The organism is Vibrio taketomensis (genome assembly GCF_009938165.1).
GTDB classification, from domain to species: Bacteria; Pseudomonadota; Gammaproteobacteria; order Enterobacterales; family Vibrionaceae; genus Vibrio; species Vibrio taketomensis.
This window is the reverse complement of record NZ_AP019649.1, coordinates 204,602-231,421: the sequence shown is the minus strand read 5'-3', so window position 1 is coordinate 231,421 and position 26,820 is coordinate 204,602. Positions and strand designations below refer to the sequence as shown.

Sequence of the window (26,820 nt, the reverse complement as noted above, 5' to 3'; positions counted from 1 at the left end):
ACCTCATCACATGAACGCGATGAGGCTTAATTTGGCAGGGCTCGTAACTTACTTGGCGTTAAATAGTGCCAGCAATTCATCGACTTTATTGCGTCCTGAACCATTGCGACTAATGGTGCGTTTTACCTTCACCACGTTCAGCTCTGCGCCATGATACAAACGACGGGTCAACGTCGTGTCATGGTTAGAAATCAACACAGGAATACCACGCTGTTGCGCCGTAGTTTCAGCAACATTCGCTAGCGCTGCTTGATCATCCAATGAAAAACCATTGCCAGCGTAAGAGGTAAAATTGGCGGTAGTCGAAAGCGGCGCATACGGAGGATCGCAATACACCACACTGCCTTTGCGAGCACGCTTGAAAGTCTCTTGGTAACCTTCGCAAATAAAGGTCGCTTTCTTGGCTTTTTCAGCAAAAAATTCGAGTTCATTTTCTGGGAAATAGGGTTTTTTATATGAACCAAATGGGACGTTGAAACCGCCCTTTTTGTTGTAACGGCACAAGCCATTAAAACCAAAACGATTCATATAAAGAAATGCTAAAGAACGGTACATCACATCGTCGGTTTTATTAAACTCAGCACGAATATCGAGATACACTTCTTTGCGATTATTTTCCGCCACAAACCAGCGCTTGGCTTCTGCGATATATAGCTCAGGGCTTTCTTTGAGTAGATTGTAGAGATTGATCAGGTCAGGGTTGATATCAGCCAATAGGTACTGCTCATAATCGGTATTCAGAAATACCGAACCTGCACCTACGAATGGTTCTACCAATTTGCGTGCTTCAGGCAGATGACGCTGAATATCTTCAACTAGTCCGTATTTACCACCAGCCCATTTCAGGAAGGCACGCTGCTTTTTCATCGACTGCTCTATCTATCTACCACAAATTAAGGCTGCGGAATGTAACATATTTAGCGCCATACCCAAAGCAATTGACTCGCTGATTTAGGTCAAGCGAACAGAAAGTCACTGGTTTCACTCAACCTTTATCCAATTAATTGCTACGAGCAATTTCACGCTGAACTTGGCCCAGTGACTTTGCCCAAGGTTCAAGCTTTTGCAACGGCTCAGGTAAGTTGGCGACCGCATCTCGGGCCAATTGAATGGTTGGGTAATTATCATACGTGACAATAAACCACTCAACGCCACCACGTAGCGTCGGATAAACATACACTTTGTCGTTTAATTCGTAACGGTTGAGGAAGTTTTGTACTTCAACTTGGCCAATCATAGCAGCGAGCTGTAAGGTATAACTGCGTGGAGAAAACTGATTGAGTTCCTTTTCCGCAGAGGTAAATGTGATTGGTGTCAGTGCGTTGACTTCAGACTTAACCTCAACCTCCTCACGCGAGTCATCAACAACTTGCTCAATCTCAGAGGTATCTGCGCGTTCCGCTTCATTTTCAATCAAAGCATCAACCACTTCAGATGTAATCACGACTCGTTGAGAGTTGTCTTCAATAATGCCAACGCTAGCGGTTTGTTGTGTCACTTCTGGTGGAAGGGCACTGGTATCATCTTCGGCTAAAGCCAACGTTTGATCATCCGCTGATGACTCAGATGCTTGAGTTACTGCCGCGGCCTCACTCACAGATAGGTCTGGCTCTTCAAGTGTTGGAATAACGGTTTGCTCTGTATGTTGAGTCATTTGCTTGGCCGCTTCATCCGGCGTTGGTTGACTCATCATCCACCAATAACCGCCACCAATTAGCGCTAATAGCACCAATACAATTACCGCAATCTTCATCGGCGAGCCAATTATCGAACGTACAACTACTTTCTTTTCCATTTTCTGATCGAGTAAAGCCATGATTTCTCCTGGGCGACGAGCAACCGTGCGATAAGCATTGCGTACTCTTTTTTCCCTGTCATCTTCGACAAAACGCATCACCAATTGTTCAAAGAAACGATCCGATTCTGCTGTCGATAGTGTTTCTATTTCCAGTTCGATCGGCTTGATGTCTTGACCATAGCTAAGGCGTTTAAACAAACTCTCTAAACTTGTCACTCGGCTAAACAGCACGACATTAACCGTCCAGCGATTTTGTTGCTGCGATTCCAGCATTAATTGCCAAAGCTCAGCGACGAGAGTTTCACTCAGCAAATGAGCATCATCCACAACAACCACAATATCACAAGGTTGATGTTCCATATTTCGCACAAAACTATCGACTAAGCTATCTGCTGGATTAAATAGCGGCTCAGATAATAGTTGCGTTAAAATCGTGGTTCGATGCTGCTCATCAGATTGGTTGGGGTGACACATCAACAAGGCTTGGTTTTTGTCGACAGCCCAAGCTTCGAGATATTGCTGTGCTATCCATGTTTTACCTGCACCTAGCGGGCCAAACACGGTTATAAAGTTAGAAGTAAACTGAGTTAATAATTGGAGACGCTCCAACAACTCAATTTGCGAATCTAACTCCAAAGCGCGGGATTGATGTGCCAAACTCATAGTCGCAACCTAGCTTAATATTTGACTAATTAAAGTGCTCTTCCAAAATCAATCGCTTGTTGAATGATTTCTGCAGAAACCCCTTTTACCACTTCTGCGCTACCGATACTGGTTGGTAATACCAAACGCAGTTCGCCAGCGAGTACTTTTTTATCACGCATCATATGGCGCATAAAGTCTTCAAAAGACATGCTTTCAGGGGTATGAATCGGTAGTTTAGCGCGTTTCAACAGTGCCACAATACGCTCAAGCTGTTCTTGATTGATGTCTCCCAATAATTGCGCTGTTTTAGCTGCCATCACCGTACCTGATGATACCGCTTCGCCATGTAGCCAATTACCGTAACCAAGTTCGGCTTCAATTGCATGTCCAAAGGTATGACCCAAATTAAGCAAAGCGCGAATACCGGATTCTTTTTCATCCTGTGCGACCACTTCTGCTTTAATTTCGCAACAACGCGCGATTGCATAGATCAATGCGCTTTGTTCTAAGGCGTAGAGCGCGTCAAGGTTTTGCTCTAACCAATCAAAAAAGTCCGCATCGTAGATAATGCCGTATTTGATCACCTCGGCAACACCCGCGGCGAACTCTCGCTCTGGCAATGTCGATAGGCAATCCGTATCAATGATCACTGCTTTAGGTTGGTAAAAAGCACCAATCATATTTTTACCTAGCGGATGATTAACGGCCGTTTTACCACCAACTGAAGAGTCGACTTGGGAAAGTAACGTGGTTGGCATCTGAATAAAATCCACACCACGCTGGTAGCATGAAGCAGCAAATCCAACGAGATCGCCAATCACACCACCACCAAGGGCAATGACCACGACATCACGACTATGATTGTGCTCAAGCAAATAACTCATAACGCGTTCAAACGTCTCTAAACTTTTGTATTGCTCGCCATCAGGTAATTCAAGTAAGGATGCTTGGCAATCGAGTTGCGCCAGCATTGAGAGAACTTTGTCAGCATACAAAGGAGCGACCGTGACATTACTTATCACGACGACTTTTTGCTTTGCTTTTAAAAGAGAAAGGTGGGCCGGATCATTAAATAATCCGGCACCAATTGATATTGGATAGCTACGTTCACCTAAGCTGACCGTAATCCGTTCCATGGTTATGCTCCAATTCGAAATAAGAAACTCTTATCTCTCTTCTAGCATTTTTACGATCTGATTGGCTACCACTTTTGCACTTTGATCATCAGTACGTACAGTGTAATCCGCAATTTCCGCGTATAGTGGATTGCGTTCTTCAGCCAAAGCCTCTAGTACCTCACGTGGTTCATCCGTTTGGAGTAGAGGGCGTTTCTTGTCACGGTTAGTACGTGCAAGTTGTTTTTCAATTGTTGTCTCTAGGTACACTACGATACCGCGAGCAGATAGACGATTACGGTTCTCTTTGCTTAGGATTGAACCACCACCAGTCGCAAGAACGATACCTTGCTCTTCAGTTAGGTCGTTAATCACCTTCTCTTCGCGTACGCGAAAACCCGCTTCACCTTCAACATCGAATACCCAAGCGATGTCCGCGCCTGTGCGTTCTTCGATGACAGTGTCAGAATCAACAAACTCCATATGAAGCTGTTGAGCTAGATGTCTACCAATTGTACTTTTGCCGGCACCCATTGGGCCAACAAGGAAAATATTGCGTTTCTCAGCCATGTTTAGCAGTAATTTACAACGTTAATTCAATGACATCGCCACAAGAAGGTCTAGCTCGAAGCCGACTTAGAAGATGCTTGTGACACCTATTCCTCACAGATAATTCGTGATAAGACCCGAAATTATCTAGATAAGCCCGAGCTAATGCAAATTTATTTTCTAATTACTGCATAACTACTTTCGGCGTGACAAAGATTAACAGTTCACTTTTACCCATATTTTGGTAGGTATGACGGAACAAATTGCCAAGAAACGGGATGTCTCCAAGTAGTGGCACTTTCTCTACAGTATCACTGATACTGTATTGGTAAATACCACCCAATACGACGGTTTCACCGTTTTCCACCAAGACTTGAGTACCAATGCGTTGCGTATTAATCGATACCGCTTCGCCAGTGCCGACTTTCACCACTTCACCTGGTCTATCTTGAGTCACACTCAAATCCAGCACCAAACGGTTGTCAGGCGTGATTTGTGGTGTCACTTTAAGACTCAATACCGCTTTCTTAAACGTCACAGAGGTTGCACCGCTGGATGACGATTCTAAATAAGGGATTTCCGTACCTTGCTCAATGTATGCTGGTTTTTTGTTAGTCGTGATCAATCTTGGGCTAGAAATAACTTCTGCCTTTGACTCACGTTGCAATGCCGAAAGCTCAAGATCAAGCAGTGTATTGGAACCCAACTTAGCCACTTGGAACGCAATCGACGCCGCGTTACCACCCGCTCCTAAGTTAACATTGAGGAAATCATCAATTTCGTCACCGCCTTCCGCCGCAGATCCTGAACCTGATGTGCTACCTGAGCCCGTGCTTCCTGAGTTAGAACCAGAGTTAGAGCTGTTATTAGAGCTTTGATACAAACCGCGCTCAGCAAAATTCCCCTCTAATGTCGCACCCACTTTGTCACTGGAGTTAATACTCCAACGAACACCAAGATCATCGAGGTTACCTTCGTTGACTGTCACGATACGGGCTTCGATTTGTACCTGTTTCACTGGTATATCGAGCGATTCAATAATGCTGCGCACGACGTCAATGTTACTCTTGAGATCGCGAATCAACAGTGAGTTGGTGCGGTCATCTACGGTAATAGAACCACGGTCAGACAACATACTAATCGCCTGTTCACCACCAATCATCTCTGCAATTTCAGCTGCATTAGCAAAATTCACTTTAATAATTTCTGATGTCAGATCACCCAATTCATCTTCTAAGCGAGCATTTTCCAAACGTTGTTTTTCACGTTGCTCAAGTTCTGCACGCGGAGCAACCAATACCACGTTACCGTCAACACGCTTATCGAGGCCTTTTACTTGCAAAATGATGTCGAGTACTTGAGTCCAAGGCACACCATCGAGACGTAAAGTCAGGTTACCTGAGACTGAGTCAGACACTACTAGGTTGAAATTGTTATAGTCCGCAATAAGCTGCAATACGTTACGTACTGGGATGTCTTGGAAGTTGATCGACATCTTTTTCGCTGGCTTATCTAAAATGGTTTGCTCTTTTTCTTTGGCTTGAATTTGTGGCTTACTCACCACAATTTCAACAAAGTTACGGTTCAGCGAGTATTGGTAATCAAACTTACCATCAATTTGTGCCACCATTCTCACGCTGTTTGGCTCGCGAAATAGCTCCAAGGTTTGCACGTTGGTCGCAAAATCACGCACATCAAATAACTTAAGTTGATCTTCTTCGATGGTGGTATTCAGCAAATCAATTGTCAGACCTTGCGAGGTTTTCTTCAGGTCAACCATGATTTGCGTATCGCGCAATTCAAGCACAATCTTGCCATTTTTCTCGTTATCTACACGAAAATCGACACTAGTAAATGCATTACCTGCCTCTTGAGCGAGACATTGAGTAGCAAAGAGCATGTAGCTAAGCAACATGCCAACCTTGACTATCCACTGCACGGTTAAATTCAATCCATTTCTCATTGTTCTGTCTCGCTCAATTTAATTCAGGGCTAATTTGACGTTGCGACGGCTCCAGCAACCCAAACCATCCGGCAATGTTTCATCGATTTGCATGTAAGACTCGGTGACTTTGACAACCTTGCCATTATTTAAACCAATGTATTGTCCAGCGTTGATTTTCACCAAGTCTCCGCTTGGCGTTTGGACTAACGCCGAGTTACTGCCGTTGCGGCTCATTACGCCTTTAAGACTTAATTTTTCTAGTGGGAAACGCTCCAATGCACCATTTTTCTGACGACGTTTTGGTTGCCAGCAATCAGCCCTTAATTGAGGTTGATTGAGCACCAATGCCGCTTGAGGTAAAACAAACGGTGACCTATTGGCATGAGCGTCATAATCCGACGTGACAAACTCGAGAACCGGCGTTAATGCCTTTACTTCATGTTGAGCAGTTTTCTTTGTTTGCACGATATACTCATCAAGAGAGTCATGGTTGGCTCGACAACCAACCAGCAAAATCACGAGTAAACTTGGGCACAACCATTTAGCCTTCATCTTTCACCTCCGGTTTAAACTGGTAGGTATAAGCGCGAACCCTAAAGTGCAGCGTGCTACTCTCTAAACTAACGCGATGCCATTCCACGTCTAAAAAGTTGATGATCCTTGGTAGCCCTGCGATAGCTTGTGAGAACTCACCAATATCATTGTAATCACCAGTCAATTCGATATTTAGCGGTAAACGATATAGGAACTGCTGATTTTGCTTTTCACCCCAGTCGATACGAGTGAAAGTCAGGCTATTTTTCAAACCTTGTTCGTTTACAGATGCCAACATCGTCGCTAACTCTTTTTGCACAGGAAGCTGGCGAGATAAGTAATCGTAGCGTTGCGATAACTCATCAAGTTGAGCTTGCAGTTGAGGTAATGCGGCAACTTTGTTGGCTTTGATTTGTACCGTCTGCTTAAGCTGAATTTCTTGTTGCTTAAGCTGATCGAGATCTTCAATTTTATGATCGAGATACCACCAAAAACCCACCGCTTGCAGCACTGCAACTAATACTGCAAGTACCGCAACTTGAGCCAAGACGGGCCAATGAACAATGTCTTCGACATCGAGCTCAGTATACTTAGCCACCCTGCACCTCCTGCGAACCAGCTTCGGCAATCAAGAACGTAAAGGACACCCTAAAAGTTTGAAATTTCTTACCGAATCGAGGTTTATCATGAACAATTGAGTGCATGGAAACATCGCGAACCCTCGGTGAGTTCTCTAATAAATCCAACATTGTCGCAAGCCTCGAAGTGGTATCACTAATGCCCACCATTTCAACTTGCTGATCACCCATTTTGATTTTGTCGACGTACACCCCATCAGGGATTAACGTTGGCATCACATTCATAAATTCCGTGGTCTTGTTGCGCTGTGCTTGCAACTCTTCCACCACTTTTAAACGCGTCAGCAAAGAGTCATGCTCGACCTCTAACTGCTTAAGTTTTTTCAATTGAAAATCAAGATTGGCAATATGCGCTTGTAAAAACCTAAACGTTGATGCTGCATGTTCTTTTGATGCTCAAGAAAAGCACCCAACGCAATTTGAATGACAATCGCGACGACAACACTGCCCACCAACATGCCAAAGAATCGCTGTTGATGAACACGACGGCGCTGCTCGCGCCATGGAAATAGATTGACTCTATGAAGCATGGCCTAACTCCATCCAATCGATACCTTGTAAAGCCAAGCCTGCGGCAGTCGCGTAGCTATAACCACCATTCGCGAGTTTGGTTGCTTTGCGTCCTGTAAACAGAGTCAAGGGATCAAATAGCTCGCATTCCAAATTGAGTTTGCGGGCTAACTCTTCCGCTAACATCGGAGTATGAGCACCACCACCTGTTAACCAAATACCTTGTAGTTGCTGTTTCTCGTCAGCCCCTAACAATTGCAATTGACGTTGAACACGCTCAACTAATGTCGAGGTGAACTGCATCGTCGCATCATGGTGCATTGGTGAATCTGGCGTGTCTGCTGCTTGCATCATGTCGGTGCCCACAGGTAGTTCTTTACACCAAGGGGACTTATCTTCAATGTCCATCACCAATGACGATCGTGTTTGGCCAACCTCAAGTAACAACCAATGCGTGCGTTCTTGCTCTCTTGCTACTTCTTGCCACAGACGCACCAATGCATGAGCGTGTACATCAAACAACATTGGTTTTAAACCAGCTTTGCGACAAACATCTACTCGATTGTCTACCACTTCTCTTTTTGTCGCATACACTTGTACCGGCTGAGTCGCAGCAGCGACATTGGCCAAAGGTAAAGAGCAGTAATCTAGGTAAAGCTCTTCAATATCAAATGGGGAGTGGTGAGAAAATGCCTCAAAAATGGCATACTCTTGCTCCAATGCAGACAGATCTTTCTCAATCTGCAACACTTTTGAAATAACGGAATTATCAGGAACCGATAAAGCAACTTTTCGACTAAATAAAGGCAAAGCCTTTCTTAGTTCTTTTAGTTTATTTACAATTTTCTGATAATTTAGCAGGTGGTTATCGGTGAAAATATTATCCTCGATAACCAGCTCTCGAAATTCAGAGAGCTTAAGAGTACCTTTCACTGGCTTTAGCACCACAGCCTTTAAACTGTGGTGGCCAATATCAACGCCAGTGATAAATGAATTGCTCATATAGCAGTGCTCCCAGTATCGGTTCTAGTTGCGTAAACAAAGGGCGAAAAAAGGCACAAAATCAACGCAAGCTAACTAATTAGCTTAAGGTTACAAGGCAATCGACCTAGTCGACCTCTATTATTCAGGGAATATCCGGTGAAGTTCATAAAGCGATTGTTTATATTCACATTGGTTTGCATTATTTTTGGAGTGGGTACAATTTTTGGTTTCTATCTCTATGTCAAACCAGAGCTACCTGATGTCGCTACGTTAAAAGACGTTAAGCTTCAAACTCCAATGCAGGTTTTTAGTCAAGATGGGAAACTGATCTCTCAATTTGGTGAAAAGCGACGTATTCCAGTCACATACGATGAAATTCCACAGCATCTGATTGAAGCGTTAATTGCCACTGAAGATAGTCGTTTCTACGACCACTATGGTATTGACCCGATCGGCATTACTCGTGCGGCAATTGTCGTCGCGCTGTCAGGTTCAGCAAAACAAGGTGCGAGTACTATTACTCAACAACTTGCGCGTAACTTCTTCTTATCGAACGAGAAGAAAATCATGCGGAAGATTAAAGAAATCTTTATTGCTATCCACATCGAGCAACTTCTTAGCAAACAAGAAATCATGGAACTTTATGTCAATAAGATCTTCTTAGGGCATCGTTCATATGGCTTCGGCGCAGCGGCTCGTGTTTACTTCGGTAAAGACCTTAATCAACTGACGTTAAGTGAAATCGCGACCCTTGCGGGTATGCCAAAAGCACCGTCAACCATGAACCCAATTTACTCAATTGAACGTGCCACCAATCGCCGCAATGTGGTGCTAGCACGTATGTTGGATGAGAAATACATCACTCAACAAGAGTATGACCAAGCACGTAGTGAAAAACTCATCTCGCGTTACCACGGGGCTGAAATTGAACTAAACGCGCCTTACGTGGCAGAACTAGCTCGTGCATGGATGGTTGAACGCTATGGTGAAGATGCTTACACCTCGGGTATGAATGTCTACACCACCGTAAACTCGAAGCTACAACAAGCTGCAAATGATGCCTCAATCAACAATCTGCTAGCGTACGATGAGCGTCACGGTTACCGCGGTGCAGAAAAAGTGTTGTGGAAACCAAACGCAGCACCAATGTCTGCGGAGCAGATTGATAAAGTACTGCGCAATGTACCGACTTATGGTGAACTAACCCCTGCAGTCGTTACTGCTGTGGCGGCAAAATCAGCGCAAGTCACGATCAAAAATGTCGGTGAAGCAAAACTTGATTGGGATGGCATCAAGTGGGCTCGTCAATTCCGTACCGATGAACGCCAAGGTCCAGCACCGAAATCAGCGAAAGATGTGCTAGAGCCTGGCGAGCAAATTTGGGTACGCCAAATTGAAAGCCAAACGGAAGATGGTGATGTGGTTTACCATTGGCAGTTAAGCCAAGTACCAAATGCAAACACTGCGTTTGTTGCGATGAACCCTGAAAATGGTGCAGTCATATCATTAGTCGGTGGCTTTAACTTTGTGCATAACAAATTCAACCGCGCAACGATGTCTATTCGCCAAGTTGGCTCGAGTATCAAACCATTTATCTACTCAGCAGCCATTGATAAAGGCTTGACGCTTGCGACCTTAATTAACGATGCGCCAATCAATGAATGGGATAAAAGCCAAGGCACCGCGTGGCGCCCGAAAAACTCACCACCAACGTATGTTGGCCCTACTCGCCTGCGTATTGGTTTAGCACAATCGAAAAACGTAATGGCAGTTCGTGTACTGCGTGAAGTTGGTTTGGATCAAACGCGTCAATACCTAACTCGCTTTGGCTTTGCGATTGATGATGTACCGCGTTCTGAAACAATCGCATTGGGTGCCGGTAGTTTGACACCAATGAAGATGGCACAAGGCTACTCCGTATTCGCCAATGGCGGCTACTACGTAGAACCTTACTACATTGAAAAAGTCGTCGGCCCATATGGTGACCTTGAGTTTGAAGCGAAACCAAAAACGATTTGTCAGCAAAACTGTCCTGAATTTAACGCAAACACTGAAACTGTGAGTGTGGTGGATGAGTTTAATGAGCAGGATGTCGCAACCGATAATGTTCGCGCAACACCTGAGGTTGAATCGCCTTATGCTCCGCAAGTCATCTCTGAGCAAACCGCCTTTTTAGTGCGTGAAATGATGTACAGCAACATTTGGGGTGGCGGTGTTTGGCGTGCGGGTACTGGTTGGAACGGTACTGGCTGGCGTGCACAGCAACTCAAACGTCGTGACATTGGTGGTAAAACCGGTACAACTAACGATTCAAAAGATACGTGGTACAACGGTTACGGACCAGGTGTTGTTGCCATTGCTTGGGTTGGTTTTGACGATCACAGCCGCACACTAGGTCGTACCACGGCCAATAGCAATCTAGGTAAAGGCCAAATTACTGGTGCGGAATCTGGTGCGAAAACCGCTGAACCTGCGTGGATTGACTTTATGCATACAGCGTTGTCTCTGACTTCTGAGCAAGACAAACACATTCCAGATGATATTGTCCGTATCCGTATCGATCGCGACTCTGGATTACTAACCAACAAATCTGATGACAGCTCTATGTTTGAGTATTTCCGTGAAGGTCATGAGCCTACGGAATACGTTTCAGACAACTTCACTGATACCATATATACCAGTGATGAGGGTGAAGAGCTGTTCTAATTAGCTCGAAGCGCAATATACAAAGAGGTTGGTAATGCCAACCTCTTTTTTTGTTCAGATTAAACTTCTAGCTGCTGCTGAATCGTTGTGGCAAGTTGCTCAAAGCGCGATCTAAACGGTGAGCCAGCACGGTAAGCAACAACGATACTGCGCGTAGGTTCTGGGTTCACTGCTCGCACATAGCAAACGCCATCTTTGGTTTTTTCTTTTGGCGTTGCCAATTTCGGCAGTAAGGTAATCCCCGCACCTGCCGCCACCATATTGCGTAGCGTCTCTAAACTGGTTGCTTTAAAGCGCTCATCATCCTTCGCTCCAGCAGCAAAACAAAAACCTAATGCCTGATCACGTAAGCAATGACCATCACCCAGCGCCAACACTGTGCGCCCATTAAGCTCAAGCATGTCAACTTCTTCAAGTGAAGCCCACTCGTGATCGCATGGAACTGCAACGCTCAATGGCTCTTTGAATACTTCAATTTCTTTAAATTGGGCGGTTTCAGCAACGGAAGCGAGAACCAAACAGTCTAGCTTGCCATCTTCCAACTGATGAACGAGTTGCTGAGTTTGAGCCTCATGCAGATAGAGTTCTAATTCTGGGAACTGCTCTTTTAGCTTTGGTACGATACGTGGCAGAATGTATGGCCCGACCGTTGGAATAAAACCAATGTGCATAGGACCGGTCATAGCACCGCTTTGATCACTCGCCATATCTCGAAATAGTTTTACTTCGCTTAATATTTTTCTTGCCTGCTCGACGAGCTGTAGACCTGCATCGGTAAACAACACGCGGCGACTACTGCGCTCTAATAGCGCGGTACCTAACTCATCTTCAAGCTTACGAATCTGACCGCTCAATGTTGGCTGACTAACAAAGCAGGCTTCTGCTGCTTTACGAAAATGATTGTGCTCAGCCAAGGCGACTAAGTATTCGAAATCACGAATATTCATGAACCATCCTTTACTAATAGGATCAAACTATCAAAATCATAACACCAAACGATTATGACTATCAAAGCCATAGCGCGAAACGATTAGAGCTATTAATAAAAATTTTTATAATGTCTTCAGATAAAAAGATTGAGTCCACCGGACTCTCAGATATATTACCAACGAACAATATCGTTAATAAGGATTTAACCATGTTTACATCAAAAGAAGGTCAAGCGGTACCACAAGTTACTTTTCCAACTCGCCAAGGTGATGCTTGGGTTAACGTAACCACTGACGAACTATTCAAAGATAAAACCGTTATCGTATTCAGCTTACCTGGTGCATTTACTCCGACTTGTTCATCAAGCCACCTACCTCGCTACAACGAGCTGTTCTCTGTATTCAAAGAACACGGCGTGGATGACATCTTATGTGTTTCTGTAAATGACACTTTCGTAATGAACGCATGGAAAGCTGACCAAGAAGCAGAAAATATCACTTTCATTCCTGATGGTAACGGTGACTTTACTGACGGTATGGGCATGTTGGTTGAGAAAAACGATCTAGGCTTTGGCAAACGCTCATGGCGTTACAGCATGCTAGTGAAGAACGGCATCGTAGCGAAAATGTTTGTCGAAGAAAACGTACCTGGCGACCCGTTCAAAGTATCTGATGCAGACACCATGCTGAACTACATTGCGCCAGAGCATAAAGAGCAAGCATCCATCACGGTATTTACAAAACCTGGTTGCCCATTCTGTATGAAAGCAAAACAGAACCTAATCGACAAAGGTCTGAACTACGAAGAGCTAGTACTAGGTAAAGATGCAACGACAGTGAGCCTACGCGCAATCACGGGCCGCACAACAGTGCCTCAAGTATTTATCGGTGGTAAACACATCGGTGGTAGCGAAGAGCTCGAAGTTTACCTAGGCTAATCCCTAGCGACACAAGCTAAATAAAAAAGGCGATAGCTGACTGGCTATCGCCTTTTTTATTGCTTGTTAGAGCGCAGTGGAATGACTACCCAGCGCATCCAAAGATGCAATACCAACAAACTTACAAAGCCGACAATCGCGGTAATCAATGCGATTGATTCAATACTCTTAGGTGTATCACGAAACATCAGCCACCAGCCCACAATGCTAAGTAGCGATAATCCGATCAACTGATACACGCAACGCATGCAGCGTCCAATCTTGCTCCAAAACCAATTCTGTTGGCAGGTGTTACAGCTCATGTTGATTACTTAAAAGAAAGCGTGAACAACATTGTAATCCCTTCCCCTGTTCATTGGTAATCGCAAAGCGTGATATTGGGATTCGATCAAAAATGCAAAGTAAGCTTTGCCAGATAACAGTAGCACGCCATTGGTGTACCTTGTTGCTTCAAAAATAATCAAAATATAATCCCCGTTAACTAGGGGGGAATCTCGACATATTGAGGAGAAGTAAAGTGAGTATTGAATTAAAAGCAGCATTAGTGATGGGTTCGAGCTGGTTTGTGCTTGGCTTTAGTGCGATTGTATTAGCTAGCTTGCACGCTATGCACTAACCTCTCCTGCCTATTTGGAGAAGAAGTTTAATACTGATGGCTCGTCTTTATTGAGCGCCACCAAAAGCCTACTTACTTAATTGTCTATGTGAGTAGGCTTTTTCTTATGTTCTTATCTAACACGCTGACACGAATCAAAAACGACTCGGTAGCAATGAGCAAGTAGCAAACAAAAAAAAGCCAGCAGTGGGATGCTGCTGGCAAAGTATTGGGCTTCTAGTTTTGCTTCTTTCTTGCTGTGTAATTAACTGTAACGTTCTTTTCTTGTCACCTCACTTCTTATCAAGAAGATGACGTTCTAGCAATTAGCGCTTAACCTTGTTTGCGGATTAGGTAATCAAACGCACCTAAACTTGCTTTTGCACCTTCACCCATCGCAATGATGATTTGTTTGTAAGGTACTGTCGTTGCATCACCGGCAGCGAAAACACCTTCTAGGCTGGTTTCACCACGGCTACCAACTTCAATCTCACCACGCTGAGAAAGTACAACTTCTGAATCTTTTAGCCATTCTGTGTTTGGTACTAGACCGATTTGAACAAAGATACCTGACAGTTCAATCTCTTTGATTTCATCTGTATTGCGGTCTTTGTACTTCAAGCTTGTTACGCGAGTACCGTCACCCACAACTTCTGTGGTTTGCGCCATCGTGATGATGTCGACGTTTGGTAATGAGTTTGCTTTGTCGATAAGTACTTGGTCTGCGCGAAGTACATCGGCGAATTCAAGAACTGTTACGTGCTCAACGATACCGGCTAGGTCAATAGCGGCTTCAATACCTGAGTTACCACCACCGATAACTGCAGTTTTTTTGCCTTTGAACAATGGACCGTCACAGTGTGGGCAGTACGCTACGCCTTTGTTGCGGTATTCTTGCTCACCCGGAACGTTCATTTCACGCCAGCGTGCACCAGTACTTAGGATGACACTTTTACTCTTCAGCGTTGCGCCACTTTCAAGTTGGATGTGAATTAAACCATCTTCTGTGTGTGCCGCACCCATTAGCTTCTCAGCTTGCTGCTCAGTCACAACATCTACGTTGTATTCTTTGAGGTGTTCTGCAAGATCAGTTGCTAGTTTTGGACCTTCAGTGCGTTTTACCGAAATGAAGTTCTCGATTGCCATAGTGTCCATAACCTGACCACCGAAGCGCTTAGCAACAACACCAGTGCGAATACCTTTACGAGCAGCGTATAGTGCAGCTGCGCTACCACCAGGGCCACCGCCGACAACAAGTACATCGTATGGGTCTTTTTCGCTCAGTGCTTTTGCCACTTTCTCGCTTGCACCGTCATCCACTTTGTTGAGGATTTCAGTTAGAGACATACGACCTTGACCAAATAGCTCACCGTTCACAAATACACTTGGTACAGCCATGATGTCGCGTTGTTTCACTTCATCTTGGAACAAACCACCGTCGATCATGGTTGCTTTTACTTTCGGATTGATCGCCGCCATCATATTGAACGCTTGAACCACGTCCGGACAGTTTTGACACGACAGTGAAATAAAGATTTCAACGTCTAGATCTTTGTCTAATGCTGCAATTTGCTCAATCACTTCTGGTTCTAGTTTGATTGGGTGACCACCAGAGTGAAGCAGCGCCAATACTAGAGAAGTAAATTCGTGCCCCATAGGTAAACCTGCAAAGCGCAGTGTTGTGCCTTTTGCTGGGTTAGTTACTGCCATCACTGGTTTACGTGCGCTTGCGTTATCGTCACGTTCAACTGTGATTAGGTCGCTCATCTCTGCGATTTGGTTCGCTAGCGACAAGATATCATTCGATGCTTTGCTTTCATCTAGACTAACCACTAAACGAACTTCTTGTTTTACATTAGCCAGATATTGTTTGAGTTGTTGTTGGATCGCTTGGTCTAACATAGTGCTACTGCCTTGATAAAATGGTTACTGTAGATAAAAACTTGAGGGGAGAGAGCAAATCAGGCAGAAGGTCGTCAAGGTATCTGTTCTGAAGTGCTCTCTGATTTGGTTCTAGTCAGTAAAAGGAGAACTAAAACTGACTAGAGCCTAAATTTCAGTGGCTTAGATTTTGCCAACTAGGTCTAGAGATGGCGCTAGAGTCTCTTCGCCTTCTTTCCATTTCGCTGGGCAAACTTCACCTGGGTGCGCTGCTACGTATTGAGCTGCTTTTACTTTGCGAAGTAGGTCTTCTGCGTCACGACCGATACCTTCAGCAGTGATTTCCATTGCTTGGATAGTACCTTGTGGGTCGATTAGGAACGTTGCACGGTCTGCAAGACCTTGACCTTCACGCATCACACCAAAGTTGTTTGTGATGTTACCTGCTTGGTCACCAAGCATGTAGTACTGAATTTTACCGATTGTGTCTGAGCTGTCGTGCCATGCTTTATGAGTGAAGTGTGTATCAGTCGATACTGAGTAAACTTCTACGCCACGTTTTTGTAGCTCTTCGTAGTGGTCTGCAAGGTCACCAAGTTCAGTTGGACATACAAACGTAAAGTCTGCTGGGTAGAAGAAGAACACTGCCCATTTACCTAGAACATCTTGCTCTGTTACTTCAACGAATTCACCGTTTTTGTATGCTGTAGCTGAGAATGGTTTGATTTGAGTATTAATCATAATTTACTTTCCTTCGAATGTTTTAAGCTGAGCTGTTGTTGCTTTCGGAAAGTATATTCGCACCAAGTTAAGTTAAAGAAAAATCGCTTATAACTATCCTATTGATAGTTATTTCCTATTTCACTTGATAGGTCATATCGATGTATACGCCCTGAAATTATGGTGACAATTGTGCTCACATCTAGACAAACAAATGAGAGAAACCTACTACATGGTGAACGATTTGCGAATGCAGCTTAACGACGCTGTAGTGCCAATTAGGCAGGGGAAAAGAAAAAAGCCCTGAAATCAATTGTTGATTTCAGGGCTCTCTTAGATTCATCTAAGAAAAAGCAGTGGTACAGTAATAGACCAAAGCTTTTTCTGATGGTTCAATTTTTTCTCGATCTTTTTTGATCTTTTTATCGATTACTTTGAAAACAACGAGTTGTTCACAAATTAATCGACCATTATTTTGCTAAACGAGAAACGGCCTGCTCAACCGCAAACGCAACTTGCTCAGGTGCCACGCCGCCCAGCGCACTGCGTTTAGCCAAACAAGATTCAATCGTCAGAATCGCATACACATCTTCTTCAATCACTGGCGAGAAAGCTTTGAGCTCCGCTAACGATAACTCTTCCAATGCACAGCCTTTTTCAATTGCACCAACAACGGCAACACCGACAATATGGTGCGCTTCGCGGAAAGGAATCCCTTTGGCTACTAGGTAATCGGCAAGTTCAGTGGCGTTGGCATAGCCTTGTTGCGCTGCTTCTAGCGTACGTTCACCGTTCACTTTGATGCCATCAAAACAGAGTACGGCCATTTCAATACAATCAAACCAAGTATCCAAAGCGTCAAACAGCCCCTCTTTATCTTCCTGCATATCTTTGTTGTACGCCAACGGCAGTGCTTTCACTGTCATCATCATACCGGCTAATGAGCCATAAACACGTCCGGTTTTGCCACGAATCAACTCAAGTGCATCTGGGTTTTTCTTTTGTGGCATCAGTGACGAGCCTGAAGTCACGGTATCGGCCAATTCGATAAAGTTCGCTTCACCAGAGTTATAGAAAATCATATCTTCGGCAAGGCGAGATAAGTGCAGCATTGAGATTGATGCCACCGACATCAGTTCAACCACGTGGTCACGATCAGAGACTGAATCAAGTGAGTTACGAGTCGCTCGAGTAAATCCAAGATTTTGCGCAATCAGTTCACGATCCATCGCATAAGCTGTACCTGCAAGAGCGCCCGAACCCAATGGACAAGTGTTCAGACGAGCCACAGCGTCTTGCAAACGTGAATGGTCACGCTCAAACATTTCCACATAAGCCAAGCACCAATGGGCAAATGTCACTGGTTGAGCGCGTTGTAAGTGTGTGTACCCTGGTAGCACCGTGGTTTGATGAGCTTTAGCGACATTGACCAACTGCAACTGCAGATCTTCCAATGCTTTAAGTAGCACTTCGCCTTGTTCACGACACCATAGTTTTAAATCTGTCGCAACTTGGTCATTACGAGAACGGCCAGTGTGAAGTTTTTTACCCAAATCACCGACTTTGTCGATCAGTTGCTGCTCGACCCAAGAGTGAATATCTTCCGCATCTGAGGCTAAGATCTGCTGCGGATTTTCTTCAACGCTAGCTTGCAGCTCACTCAAAGCCTGCTCAAGTTGTTGCTGCTCTTGCTCGCTCAAAACACCCACTGTCACTAACGCTTTTGACCAAGCGACTGAGCCAACGATATCTTGCACAGCTAGGCGATAATCGAAACGAAGCGAGTCATTGAAGTCTTTAAAACGTGTATCTGCTGCTTGGGTAAATCTACCGCCCCATAGTGCCATGGCATCTCTCCTGATAATCAAAGGATCCAGCCGAGGCTGAACCCTGAATAATTTGGTCACATTACTCAGACTCCGCTGAGCTTAATGGTACTGGCGGCCAAACATTCAGCCACCAGATATTGATGTTATTTTTTGTTTGCTGCGTTTAGCGCTCTGATTCTGCTTGATAGCGAGTACAGACGGATAAAGCCACCAGCATGACTTTGGTCATACACTTCGTCCGCACCAAAGGTTGCAAACTCTTCGCTGTACAAGCTGTTGTCTGAACGTTTTTGCGTTACGGTTGCTTGGCCTTTGTAAAGTTTGATCACGACTTCGCCATTGACGTCTTGGGCTAACTCATCGGCTGCCGCTAATACTGATTTACATAGAGGCGTAAACCAACGACCATCGTATACAAGTTGTGCAGCCTTCACACCCAACTCTTCACGAAATTCGAACGAAGTCTTATCTAAAACTAACTGCTCTACTGCACGCAGCGCTTCCATGATGATGGTGCCCCCAGGTGTTTCGTAACAGCCACGAGATTTCATACCAACTAGACGGTTTTCAACGATATCGATACGACCAATACCGTGTTTTACACCTTTATCGTTGAGGTAAACCAGTGCGTTGTATGGCGTCATCGCTTCGCCATCGACGGCAACCACTTCACCTTTTTCAACTTTAAGCGACACGTATTCTGCTTGATCTGGCGCTTGCTCAGGGTCCACTGTCCACGCCCAGCAATCTTCATTCGGTGCGTTCCATGTATTTTCTAGCACACCACCTTCAGTTGATAGGTGCCATGCGTTGGCATCACGTGAATAGATCTTGGTAATAGACGCTGAACATGGAATGTTACGCTCTTTAAGGTAATCCAAGCACTCTTCACGGCTAACTAGATCCCACTCACGCCATGGTGCAATCACTTTTAGGTCTGGAGCAAGGGCTGCAAACGCACCTTCAAAACGGACTTGGTCATTACCTTTACCGGTACAGCCGTGACACAGTGCGTCAGCACCTACTTTACGAGCAATTTCAACTTGAGCTTTGGCAATGATTGGACGAGCCATTGATGTACCGAGTAGGTATTTACCTTCGTAGCATGCGCCTGTTTTTAGCGTTGGGTTAATGTACTCCGCGACCATCTCTTCTTTGAGGTCAACGACGTAACACTCTGATGCGCCAGAAGCGATCGCTTTCTGCTCAATGCCTTCTAGCTCGTAGAAACCTTGGCCAACATCGGCAACAAATGCCACCACTTCACAATCATAGTTCTCTTTTAGCCATGGAATGATCACTGAAGTATCTAGACCACCAGAATATGCCACTACTACTTTGTTTACGTTTACTTTGCTCATTTTCACTCTCCGAGCCTAAGCATCACTGCCTAGGTACTAATCCTTGTTATTACTGTCTAAACAAATGCTTTTCTGAAATAGAAGATTTATTGCGGCAAAAACTGTGTGCCGATACTGTTGCCTGCAAATAGCAGTGCCAGTTTTTCTGGATAACGCCAAGTCGCCACTTCAATTGGTCGACCTAAATCATTGGCCGCTTCAAGCGCTGCTTTAACTTTTACGATCATGCCATCGGTGATCACTTGCCCATCGATCAGTTGATTGGCCTTTTGCTCGTCCAAACTTTTGATCAAATTACCTTTGCCGTCTAATACGCCGCTCACATCTGAGAGCAATACCAACTCTGCATCTAACGCCCCAGCAACCGCAACAGCGGCTTGGTCTGCATTAACATTCATCAACTGGCCTTCTGCCGTCATGCCAATTGAACTGATAATTGGCAGAGCACCTGTTGCGAGCACGGCTTGCAGCACCGCTGAATTGCCCGGCATCGCTTTGCCAACCGCACCAAGCTCTGGGTCAAGCTCTTCAACCTGGCACAAACCACCGTCAGCAAGGCTCAAGCCAACTGCGTTTAAGCCATCTTTAATTGCCTGACCTTGCAGCAATTTATTCGCCGTGCCTGCCAATGCACCCGCAATCAGTGGAATTTGATCATAAGGGGTAACTCGTAAGCCCTGCTTTTTCACCGTTGGCAATTGCAGCTTTTTCATTAAGTCATCGACCAAGTAACCGCCGCCATGAACAATCACTATCGGTCGCTGCGCCTGAGCTTGGTAATCCGCAATCGCACCAAACAGTTGGCTTAATGTGTTAGAACAAGACAGCGCTGCGCCGCCTAGTTTGATCACCAATGGATTTTGCTTACTATCTGTCATAACTACTCCTTGATATGACTGATTAAATCAGTGCGGTTAGCTCAGGGTATCCGTAATGGATATTCAAACACTGCATCGCTTGGCTGGATGCGCCTTTCAATAAGTTATCAATCACCGAGCAGACAATGATGTGCTGCCCTTGTACCGAAAAGCCGATATCACAAAACGGGGTAAACTGAACGTTTTGTAGCTTTGGCATACCACTCACTACGCGCACCAACGGCTTAGCTTGATAAGCAGAATGGAAAGCTTCTGCAACGTGTTCTGCGCTCACGCCAGTATTTAGCTTCATGGTGATAGTGGCCAGAATGCCACGCTTAAAATCTGCTAAATGCGGCGTAAAAATCACATCACAACCTAGATGTGTGGCGATTTCAGGTTGATGGCGATGAGAGAACACGCCATAAGGATGTAAGCTGACCTCACATAAGCTATTGGTCAGCGTTGCTTTGCGACCGGCACCCGAAGCGCCACTGGTCGCGTTGATAACCGGCCATTGATTAGTATCGATTAAGCCAGCCTCGAGAAGGGGTTTTATTGCCAATTGTGATGCCGTTGGGTAACAACCCGGAACCGCAATCAACTGGCTTTGTTTAATGTCTTCACTTGCCCATTCCGCGAGGCCATAAGCCGCGTTATCTAGCCATTGTTCATGTTGATGTTCAAAACCATAAAACGTTGGGTAAAAGCCACTTTTCTTAACCCGAAATGCACCAGACAGATCAAAGACTTGGCAACCATGTGCTAATAAGGTCGGCGCTAGGTCATGACTCACTTCATGTGCGGTCGCGAGAAACACGACATCACTGTTTTGTGCGACCGCTTCAACATCAAGCAACGGTTGGACTTGATCATCAACCAAGCCTGCCAACTTGCCATGCAAGGCTGAAATTGGCGTTCCTGCATCTGCACTATTGGCGGATACGTATAAACCTGTTAGCGTAAGCTGTGGGTGTTTGTGCACCATCAGTGCAAGTTCTGCTCCGGTATAGCCTGTGGCACCAATGATGGTCGTTTTTAGCATTTTAGACATCCATATCATTTAAATTTAACGTCACTCAATGTGACTAAAAACTATTCAAATTGGTTTTAATGATTTTTATTCATTTAAACTGATTTAATATGTGTTTTACCTTCTTAGTTAGCGTCTGTCAACAGGGAAACGAAGATAATATGCAACTACCCAATTTTATTGAGGTCTATCGCGGCCTAATTTCAACGTCTTCTATTAGCTCTTCTGACCCTCGCTGGGATGAAGGCAACCAGCAAGTGATAGAAAAGCTGGCCACATGGTTTCAAGACCTTGGTTTTGAGGTAGATGTAATTCAGGCTGCGCCGGGCAAATACAACTTGCTGGCAAAGAAAGGACAAGGTGAAGGTGGACTGCTGCTGGCAGGCCACAGTGATACCGTGCCGTTTGATCAAGGCCGATGGAACTATGAACCTCATGCGATTACTGAAGATAACAATCGCTTCTATGGCTTAGGTACGGCAGATATGAAAGGCTTTTTCGCCTTTATCATTGAAGCGGTAAAAAGCATCGACTGGAGCCAACAAAGCAAACCGTTGTATGTGTTAGCAACCTGTGATGAAGAGACCTCGATGCTTGGAGCTCGTCACTTTACCGATAACACACCAATCAAGCCTGACTACTGCATTATTGGTGAGCCCACCAGTTTAGTACCGATTCGCGGCCATAAAGGTCACGTAGCCAATGCAGTGCGAGTGACAGGAAAATCAGGTCACTCATCGGATCCGGCACTGGGTGTCAATGCTATCGAGATTATGCATGAAGTGCTGTTTGCATTAATGCAACTGCGTGACAAACTCATTAAAGAATATCATCACCCTGGCTTTGCGATTCCAAGTCCAACCCTAAACCTTGGTCATATCCATGGCGGTGATAGCGCCAACCGAATTTGCGGCTGCTGCGAACTGCACTATGACGTTCGCCCGTTGCCGGGGATCAGTTTAGATGGTTTGGACAATATGCTGCGCAGCGCGCTGAGAGAAGTACAAGCGAAGTGGCCAGGTCGAATTGAGATTCATCCTTTGCATGAGCCTATACCTGGATTTGAATGTCAGCATGACCATCCGTTTGTCACGGGTATGGAGCAGTTATGTCAAACCTCTTCAGAAACCGTTAACTACTGTACTGAAGCGCCGTTTTTAAGTCAGTTATGCCCAACGCTAGTGCTTGGCCCAGGCTCTATAGATCAAGCTCATCAACCGGATGAGTACCTTAGCTTTGATTTTATTGATCCAACCATCAATGTTCTATCGAAGGCCATTTATCAACACTGCTGTACATCACAATAACGCACATGGCAGAGCCAGTATTTTGCTGGCTCTTTCATGCAGATCTCTGGCATCTCGACTAAAGCCCAATTGCTAAAATTGATGATAAATCATACAGTGACACACCTCACATTTCGGAATTTTTGTGTAATTTTTACAGTATTTTGAACAGATTAGTTCATATTATCGAAGTTAGCGCCATTGACGCCATTAATGAAAACTTAACTGGCACCAATTGACTCAAGGTGTTGGTTTTAGATAGATTGTCAAACATCACATAACAATGGATGTAATTTATTTACAAGGCAGGATGATGATGAACGAGAAATACTCGGCTTTGCGAAGTAACGTAAGCATGTTAGGTCACCTACTCGGTAATACCATTAAAGATGCTCACGGCGAAGCGATTCTTGATAAGGTAGAAACCATTCGTAAGCTGTCAAAATCAGCTCGATCTGGCAACCAAACCGACCGCGACCATTTGATAGAAGAAATCAAAAGCCTATCCAATGAAGAGCTCACTCCCGTTGCTCGCGCATTTAACCAATTCCTCAATCTGACCAATATGGCAGAGCAATACCATACAATTTCCCGTCATTGTGATGCCCATGTTTGCCAACCTGATGCGATTAACGCGTTATTCTCTAAACTTAGCCAAAACGATGTAAGCAAACTCGATATCGCTCAAGCAGTTCGCGATCTGAATATCGAACTCGTTCTCACGGCGCACCCAACAGAAATCACGCGTCGCACCATGATCAACAAGTTAGTTAAGATCAATGAGTGCCTATCCAAGTTAGAGTTAAACGACCTTTCACTTAAAGAGCGCGCGAAAACCGAGCGTCGCCTAGAGCAGTTGATTGCGCAAAGCTGGCATTCAGATGTGATTCGTCAGCAACGCCCAACACCGCTTGATGAAGCGAAATGGGGCTTTGCTGTGGTTGAAAACTCACTATGGGAAGCGGTACCTGAGTTTCTACGTGAATTGAACGAACGCCTAGATTCATACTTAGGTGAAGGTTTACCAATTGATGCTGCGCCGGTTCATTTCTCATCTTGGATGGGTGGTGACCGTGACGGCAACCCATTCGTTACCCACACCATCACTCGTGAAGTACTGTTGCTCTCACGCTGGAAAGCCGCTGATCTGTACCTCAACGACATTAACGAGCTCGTCAGTGAACTATCTATGACTCGTTGTAATGATGAAGTACGCGCATTAGCTGGTGAAGATGAGCATGAGCCGTACCGCGCGATCCTAAAATCGCTGCGTGCATTGCTAAACGAAACCAAAGACATTCTTGATGCCAAGGTTCATGGTCAAAAACTGGCAGTCAAAGCACCACTACAAAATGCTGATCAACTATGGCAACCACTATACGCGTGTTACCGCTCACTGCATGAGTGTGGCATGGGTGTGATTGCAGATGGCTCACTCCTTGATACGCTACGCCGCGTCAAAGCATTTGGTGTTCACCTTGTTCGTCTTGATATTCGCCAAGAGAGCACTCGCCATTCTGATGCGATCTCTGAATTGACCCGCTACTTGGGCATTGGTGACTACGATCAATGGAGCGAGCAAGATAAAATTACCTTCTTAACTCAAGAGTTAAGCTCTAAACGTCCGCTTTTACCTCGTGATTGGCAACCTTCACCAGCAGTAAAAGAAGTGATCGATACTTGCCGCACTATCGCCGCTCAACCTCGTGATGCCTTTGGTGCTTACGTAATTTCAATGGCGCGTACCGCGTCTGATGTACTGGCTGTGCATTTGCTGCTGCAAGAAGCCGGTTGTCCATACCGCATGGATGTCTGTCCACTGTTCGAAACATTGGATGACTTAAATAATGCCGAGTCAGTGATCAACCAACTGCTGGATATTGATCTGTACCGCGGCTTTATTCAAAACCAACAAATGGTCATGATCGGTTACTCCGACTCTGCCAAAGATGCTGGCGTCATGGCGGCTGGTTGGGCACAGTACCGCGCCATGGATGCGCTGGTAAAAGTAGCCGATCGTGAAGGCATTGAGCTAACGCTATTCCACGGCCGCGGCGGTACTATCGGTCGTGGTGGTGCACCAGCACATGCTGCATTGCTATCACAGCCGCCAAAGAGCCTAAAAGGCGGGCTACGTGTGACTGAGCAAGGCGAGATGATTCGCTTTAAACTTGGTCTACCTGATGTAGCTGTCAACAGCTTCAATATGTACGCCAGTGCAATCTTAGAAGCGAACTTGCTACCACCACCAGAGCCTAAACAAGAATGGCGTGATCTGATGAATGAGGTCTCCGATGTCAGCTGCGATGCTTACCGTGGTATTGTGCGTGGCGAGCCTGATTTTGTGCCTTACTTCCGTCAAGCAACACCTGAAATGGAGCTCGGTAAACTACCATTAGGCTCACGCCCAGCGAAACGTAATCCAAATGGTGGTGTAGAAAGTTTACGTGCGATTCCGTGGATCTTCTCATGGAGCCAAAACCGCTTGGTGCTACCAGCTTGGCTTGGCGCTGGCGAAGCGATTCAACATGCGATTGACCAAGGCCACCAAGCTCGTTTAGAAGAGATGTGTCGTGAATGGCCGTTCTTCTCCACGCGTCTTGGCATGCTGGAAATGGTGTACTCGAAATGCAATATCGGAATTTCCCGTTACTATGACGAGCGCCTTGCTGATCCTGCATTGCTGCCATTGGGTGATCGACTAAGAACACAATTGCAAAAAGACATCAAAACGGTTCTGAACGTAGAAAACAATGAGAACCTAATGCAAAGCGACCCTTGGGGCCAAGAGTCAATTCGTCTGCGTAATATCTATGTTGAGCCACTCAATATGCTGCAAGCAGAGTTGCTGTATCGTACTCGCCAAGTTGATGAACCGCGCCCCGAATTAGAGGAAGCGCTCATGGTAACCATCGCAGGCATTGCAGCTGGCATGCGCAATACCGGTTAATACCTCTCCAATCAGAAGGCCACGATTCGTGGCCTTCTTTCTTTTTGGCCATTTGGCAGCATTCAAGTGAGCTAAATCACATTGCAACGACAGCTTGCAACACAAAATTTCATCTATAAGACATAATGAGTCTAGATTTAGCATATAATTCGACATTGTGGATTTATTGAGTGTTTTGTTAGTTTTTTTGGCGATAACACTTCATCTATTCCACTTTATGCTTATTATTTAGATATAATGTCGCTCCCCTGCGAAACAGACAAAAAAATACAACTCGCGGGTTTCGGTTTACTAAACCGAACTAGGTGCATAACGGCTTTTTAAGGTGACATGACCAACATTGTTGGTACTGCTTTCATTGATATAACACGGGTGCCTTTAGAAGCACATAGAGATGTTAGCAGTTGATTTGTGTTCTATTGACCATTTGGATTAAAGACATGTCATTACCACACGTAATTTTGACAGTGCTTAGCACACGCGACGCTACTGGATACGACATCACTAAGGAATTTTCCGCGACTATCGGTTACTTTTGGAAAGCGAGTCATCAACAGGTGTATCGCGAACTAAACAAAATGGCACAGCACAACCTAGTGACCTGTGTATTAGAACCGCAAGAAGGCAAACCGGATCGTAAAGTATATTCAATCACCGACTCTGGGCGCATTGCACTTGGTGAATGGTTTGATCAACCAACGGTACATCCAACTGTACGTGATGAATTTTCAGCAAAACTCATGGCTTGCTCAGTACAATCTGCAGCACCGTTCAAAGCACAACTGACAGAGCTAGTTGAAGAGTCACGCAAACTTGTTGAACACTACAACGAAATCGAAAGCGCTTACTACGCAGATGTCACCACGCTAGACAAACAACAGCGTTTAGAGCGTTTAACACTTCGTCGCAACCTATTGATGCGCAAAACTTGGGTTGAGTGGGCAGAAGAAGTTCTAGCTGAACTGGACGCACAAGACTAAAGAGTAAAGATAGAAAAGGTTGGCAATTGCCAACCTT

General features: G+C 45.1%; 20 protein-coding genes and 2 pseudogenes. 5 read left to right on the top strand and 17 right to left on the bottom strand.

Features of this window, described 5'->3' with window-relative positions:
• Positions 1-48 precede the first annotated feature (48 nt).
• From Vt282_RS01075 to pilM, 9 genes and pseudogenes are all read right to left on the bottom strand, one after another.
• Positions 49-867 carry a Dam family site-specific DNA-(adenine-N6)-methyltransferase gene (locus Vt282_RS01075; protein WP_162062348.1) on the bottom strand — a complete coding sequence of 273 codons (819 nt, stop codon included), beginning with the start codon at positions 865-867 and terminating at the stop codon, positions 49-51.
• Positions 868-1,000: 133 nt separating this feature from the next.
• Positions 1,001-2,461, bottom strand: coding sequence for an SPOR domain-containing protein (locus Vt282_RS01070; protein WP_162062347.1), 1,461 nt, complete (start codon positions 2,459-2,461; stop codon positions 1,001-1,003).
• 29 nt (positions 2,462-2,490) lie between these two features.
• Positions 2,491-3,579: a 3-dehydroquinate synthase gene (gene aroB / locus Vt282_RS01065; protein WP_162062346.1), complete on the bottom strand. Its 1,089-nt coding sequence runs from the start codon at positions 3,577-3,579 to the stop codon at positions 2,491-2,493.
• A gap of 30 nt (positions 3,580-3,609) precedes the next feature.
• Entirely contained in the window at positions 3,610-4,128 is a 519-nt protein-coding gene (gene aroK, locus Vt282_RS01060) for a shikimate kinase AroK (RefSeq protein ID WP_162047331.1), read from the bottom strand.
• Between the two features lie 163 nt (positions 4,129-4,291).
• On the bottom strand, positions 4,292-6,070 hold the full coding sequence (locus Vt282_RS01055) for a type IV pilus secretin PilQ (RefSeq protein WP_162062345.1): 1,779 nt from the start codon (positions 6,068-6,070) through the stop codon (positions 4,292-4,294).
• A gap of 18 nt (positions 6,071-6,088) precedes the next feature.
• Positions 6,089-6,604 (bottom strand): pilus assembly protein PilP, encoded by a 516-nt coding sequence (locus Vt282_RS01050; protein WP_162062344.1) that lies wholly within the window; start codon positions 6,602-6,604, stop codon positions 6,089-6,091.
• Positions 6,594-7,184 carry a type IV pilus inner membrane component PilO gene (locus Vt282_RS01045; protein WP_162047334.1) on the bottom strand — a complete coding sequence of 197 codons (591 nt, stop codon included), beginning with the start codon at positions 7,182-7,184 and terminating at the stop codon, positions 6,594-6,596. The genes Vt282_RS01050 and Vt282_RS01045 overlap by 11 nt, the downstream gene beginning before the upstream one ends.
• Positions 7,177-7,754: pseudogene (locus Vt282_RS01040) on the bottom strand (PilN domain-containing protein). The gene Vt282_RS01045 and the pseudogene Vt282_RS01040 overlap by 8 nt, the downstream one beginning before the upstream one ends.
• Positions 7,744-8,736, bottom strand: a complete 993-nt coding sequence (pilM, locus tag Vt282_RS01035; RefSeq protein WP_162062343.1) for a type IV pilus assembly protein PilM — start codon at positions 8,734-8,736, stop codon at positions 7,744-7,746. Before pilM ends, Vt282_RS01040 begins: the two are co-directional and overlap by 11 nt.
• A 138-nt stretch (positions 8,737-8,874) precedes the next feature.
• Here pilM and Vt282_RS01030 point away from each other — a divergent pair, with 138 nt between their 5' ends.
• Positions 8,875-11,424 (top strand): penicillin-binding protein 1A, encoded by a 2,550-nt coding sequence (locus tag Vt282_RS01030; protein WP_162062342.1) that lies wholly within the window; start codon positions 8,875-8,877, stop codon positions 11,422-11,424.
• A 59-nt stretch (positions 11,425-11,483) separates the two neighbouring features.
• On the opposite strand, the gene oxyR is transcribed toward Vt282_RS01030, so the two are convergent.
• On the bottom strand, positions 11,484-12,371 hold the full coding sequence (oxyR, locus tag Vt282_RS01025; protein WP_162047337.1) for a DNA-binding transcriptional regulator OxyR: 888 nt from the start codon (positions 12,369-12,371) through the stop codon (positions 11,484-11,486).
• A gap of 191 nt (positions 12,372-12,562) precedes the next feature.
• On the opposite strand from oxyR, the gene Vt282_RS01020 reads away from it, so the two are divergent.
• Positions 12,563-13,291, top strand: a complete 729-nt coding sequence (locus Vt282_RS01020) for a glutathione peroxidase (protein ID WP_162047338.1) — start codon at positions 12,563-12,565, stop codon at positions 13,289-13,291.
• A gap of 56 nt (positions 13,292-13,347) precedes the next feature.
• Here the strand turns inward: Vt282_RS01020 and Vt282_RS01015 are convergent, their stop codons facing one another.
• The 7 genes and pseudogenes from Vt282_RS01015 to argC all read right to left on the bottom strand — a co-directional run bounded on the left by Vt282_RS01015 (position 13,348) and on the right by argC (position 21,579).
• Complete coding sequence (locus tag Vt282_RS01015; RefSeq protein ID WP_162062341.1) at positions 13,348-13,593, bottom strand: DUF3624 domain-containing protein; 246 nt, start codon at positions 13,591-13,593, stop codon at positions 13,348-13,350.
• A 626-nt stretch (positions 13,594-14,219) separates the two neighbouring features.
• Entirely contained in the window at positions 14,220-15,788 is a 1,569-nt protein-coding gene (ahpF, locus tag Vt282_RS01010) for an alkyl hydroperoxide reductase subunit F (RefSeq protein ID WP_162062340.1), read from the bottom strand.
• A gap of 162 nt (positions 15,789-15,950) precedes the next feature.
• Positions 15,951-16,508, bottom strand: a complete 558-nt coding sequence (gene ahpC, locus Vt282_RS01005) for an alkyl hydroperoxide reductase subunit C (RefSeq protein WP_162047341.1) — start codon at positions 16,506-16,508, stop codon at positions 15,951-15,953.
• Between the two features lie 458 nt (positions 16,509-16,966).
• A pseudogene (gene argH, locus Vt282_RS01000) lies at positions 16,967-18,334 on the bottom strand (argininosuccinate lyase); the annotation flags it as partial.
• Positions 18,335-18,459: 125 nt separating this feature from the next.
• Positions 18,460-19,677 (bottom strand): argininosuccinate synthase, encoded by a 1,218-nt coding sequence (locus Vt282_RS00995; RefSeq protein ID WP_162047343.1) that lies wholly within the window; start codon positions 19,675-19,677, stop codon positions 18,460-18,462.
• Between the two features lie 86 nt (positions 19,678-19,763).
• A complete protein-coding gene (argB, locus tag Vt282_RS00990; RefSeq protein ID WP_162062338.1) occupies positions 19,764-20,555 on the bottom strand; it encodes an acetylglutamate kinase in 792 nt (263 codons plus the stop codon).
• A 22-nt stretch (positions 20,556-20,577) separates the two neighbouring features.
• Positions 20,578-21,579: an N-acetyl-gamma-glutamyl-phosphate reductase gene (gene argC, locus Vt282_RS00985; protein ID WP_162062337.1), complete on the bottom strand. Its 1,002-nt coding sequence runs from the start codon at positions 21,577-21,579 to the stop codon at positions 20,578-20,580.
• 149 nt (positions 21,580-21,728) lie between these two features.
• On the opposite strand from argC, the gene argE reads away from it, so the two are divergent.
• The 3 genes from argE (at position 21,729) to Vt282_RS00970 (ending at position 26,783) form a co-directional block, all read left to right on the top strand.
• Positions 21,729-22,874, top strand: a complete 1,146-nt coding sequence (gene argE, locus Vt282_RS00980) for an acetylornithine deacetylase (protein ID WP_162062336.1) — start codon at positions 21,729-21,731, stop codon at positions 22,872-22,874.
• Between the two features lie 295 nt (positions 22,875-23,169).
• Complete coding sequence (gene ppc, locus Vt282_RS00975; protein WP_162063656.1) at positions 23,170-25,803, top strand: phosphoenolpyruvate carboxylase; 2,634 nt, start codon at positions 23,170-23,172, stop codon at positions 25,801-25,803.
• Between the two features lie 440 nt (positions 25,804-26,243).
• The gene (locus Vt282_RS00970; RefSeq protein WP_162047348.1) at positions 26,244-26,783 is read left to right on the top strand and encodes a PadR family transcriptional regulator; all 540 of its coding nucleotides are present in this window, start codon (positions 26,244-26,246) and stop codon (positions 26,781-26,783) included.
• The last annotated feature ends 37 nt before the right edge of the window (positions 26,784-26,820 follow it).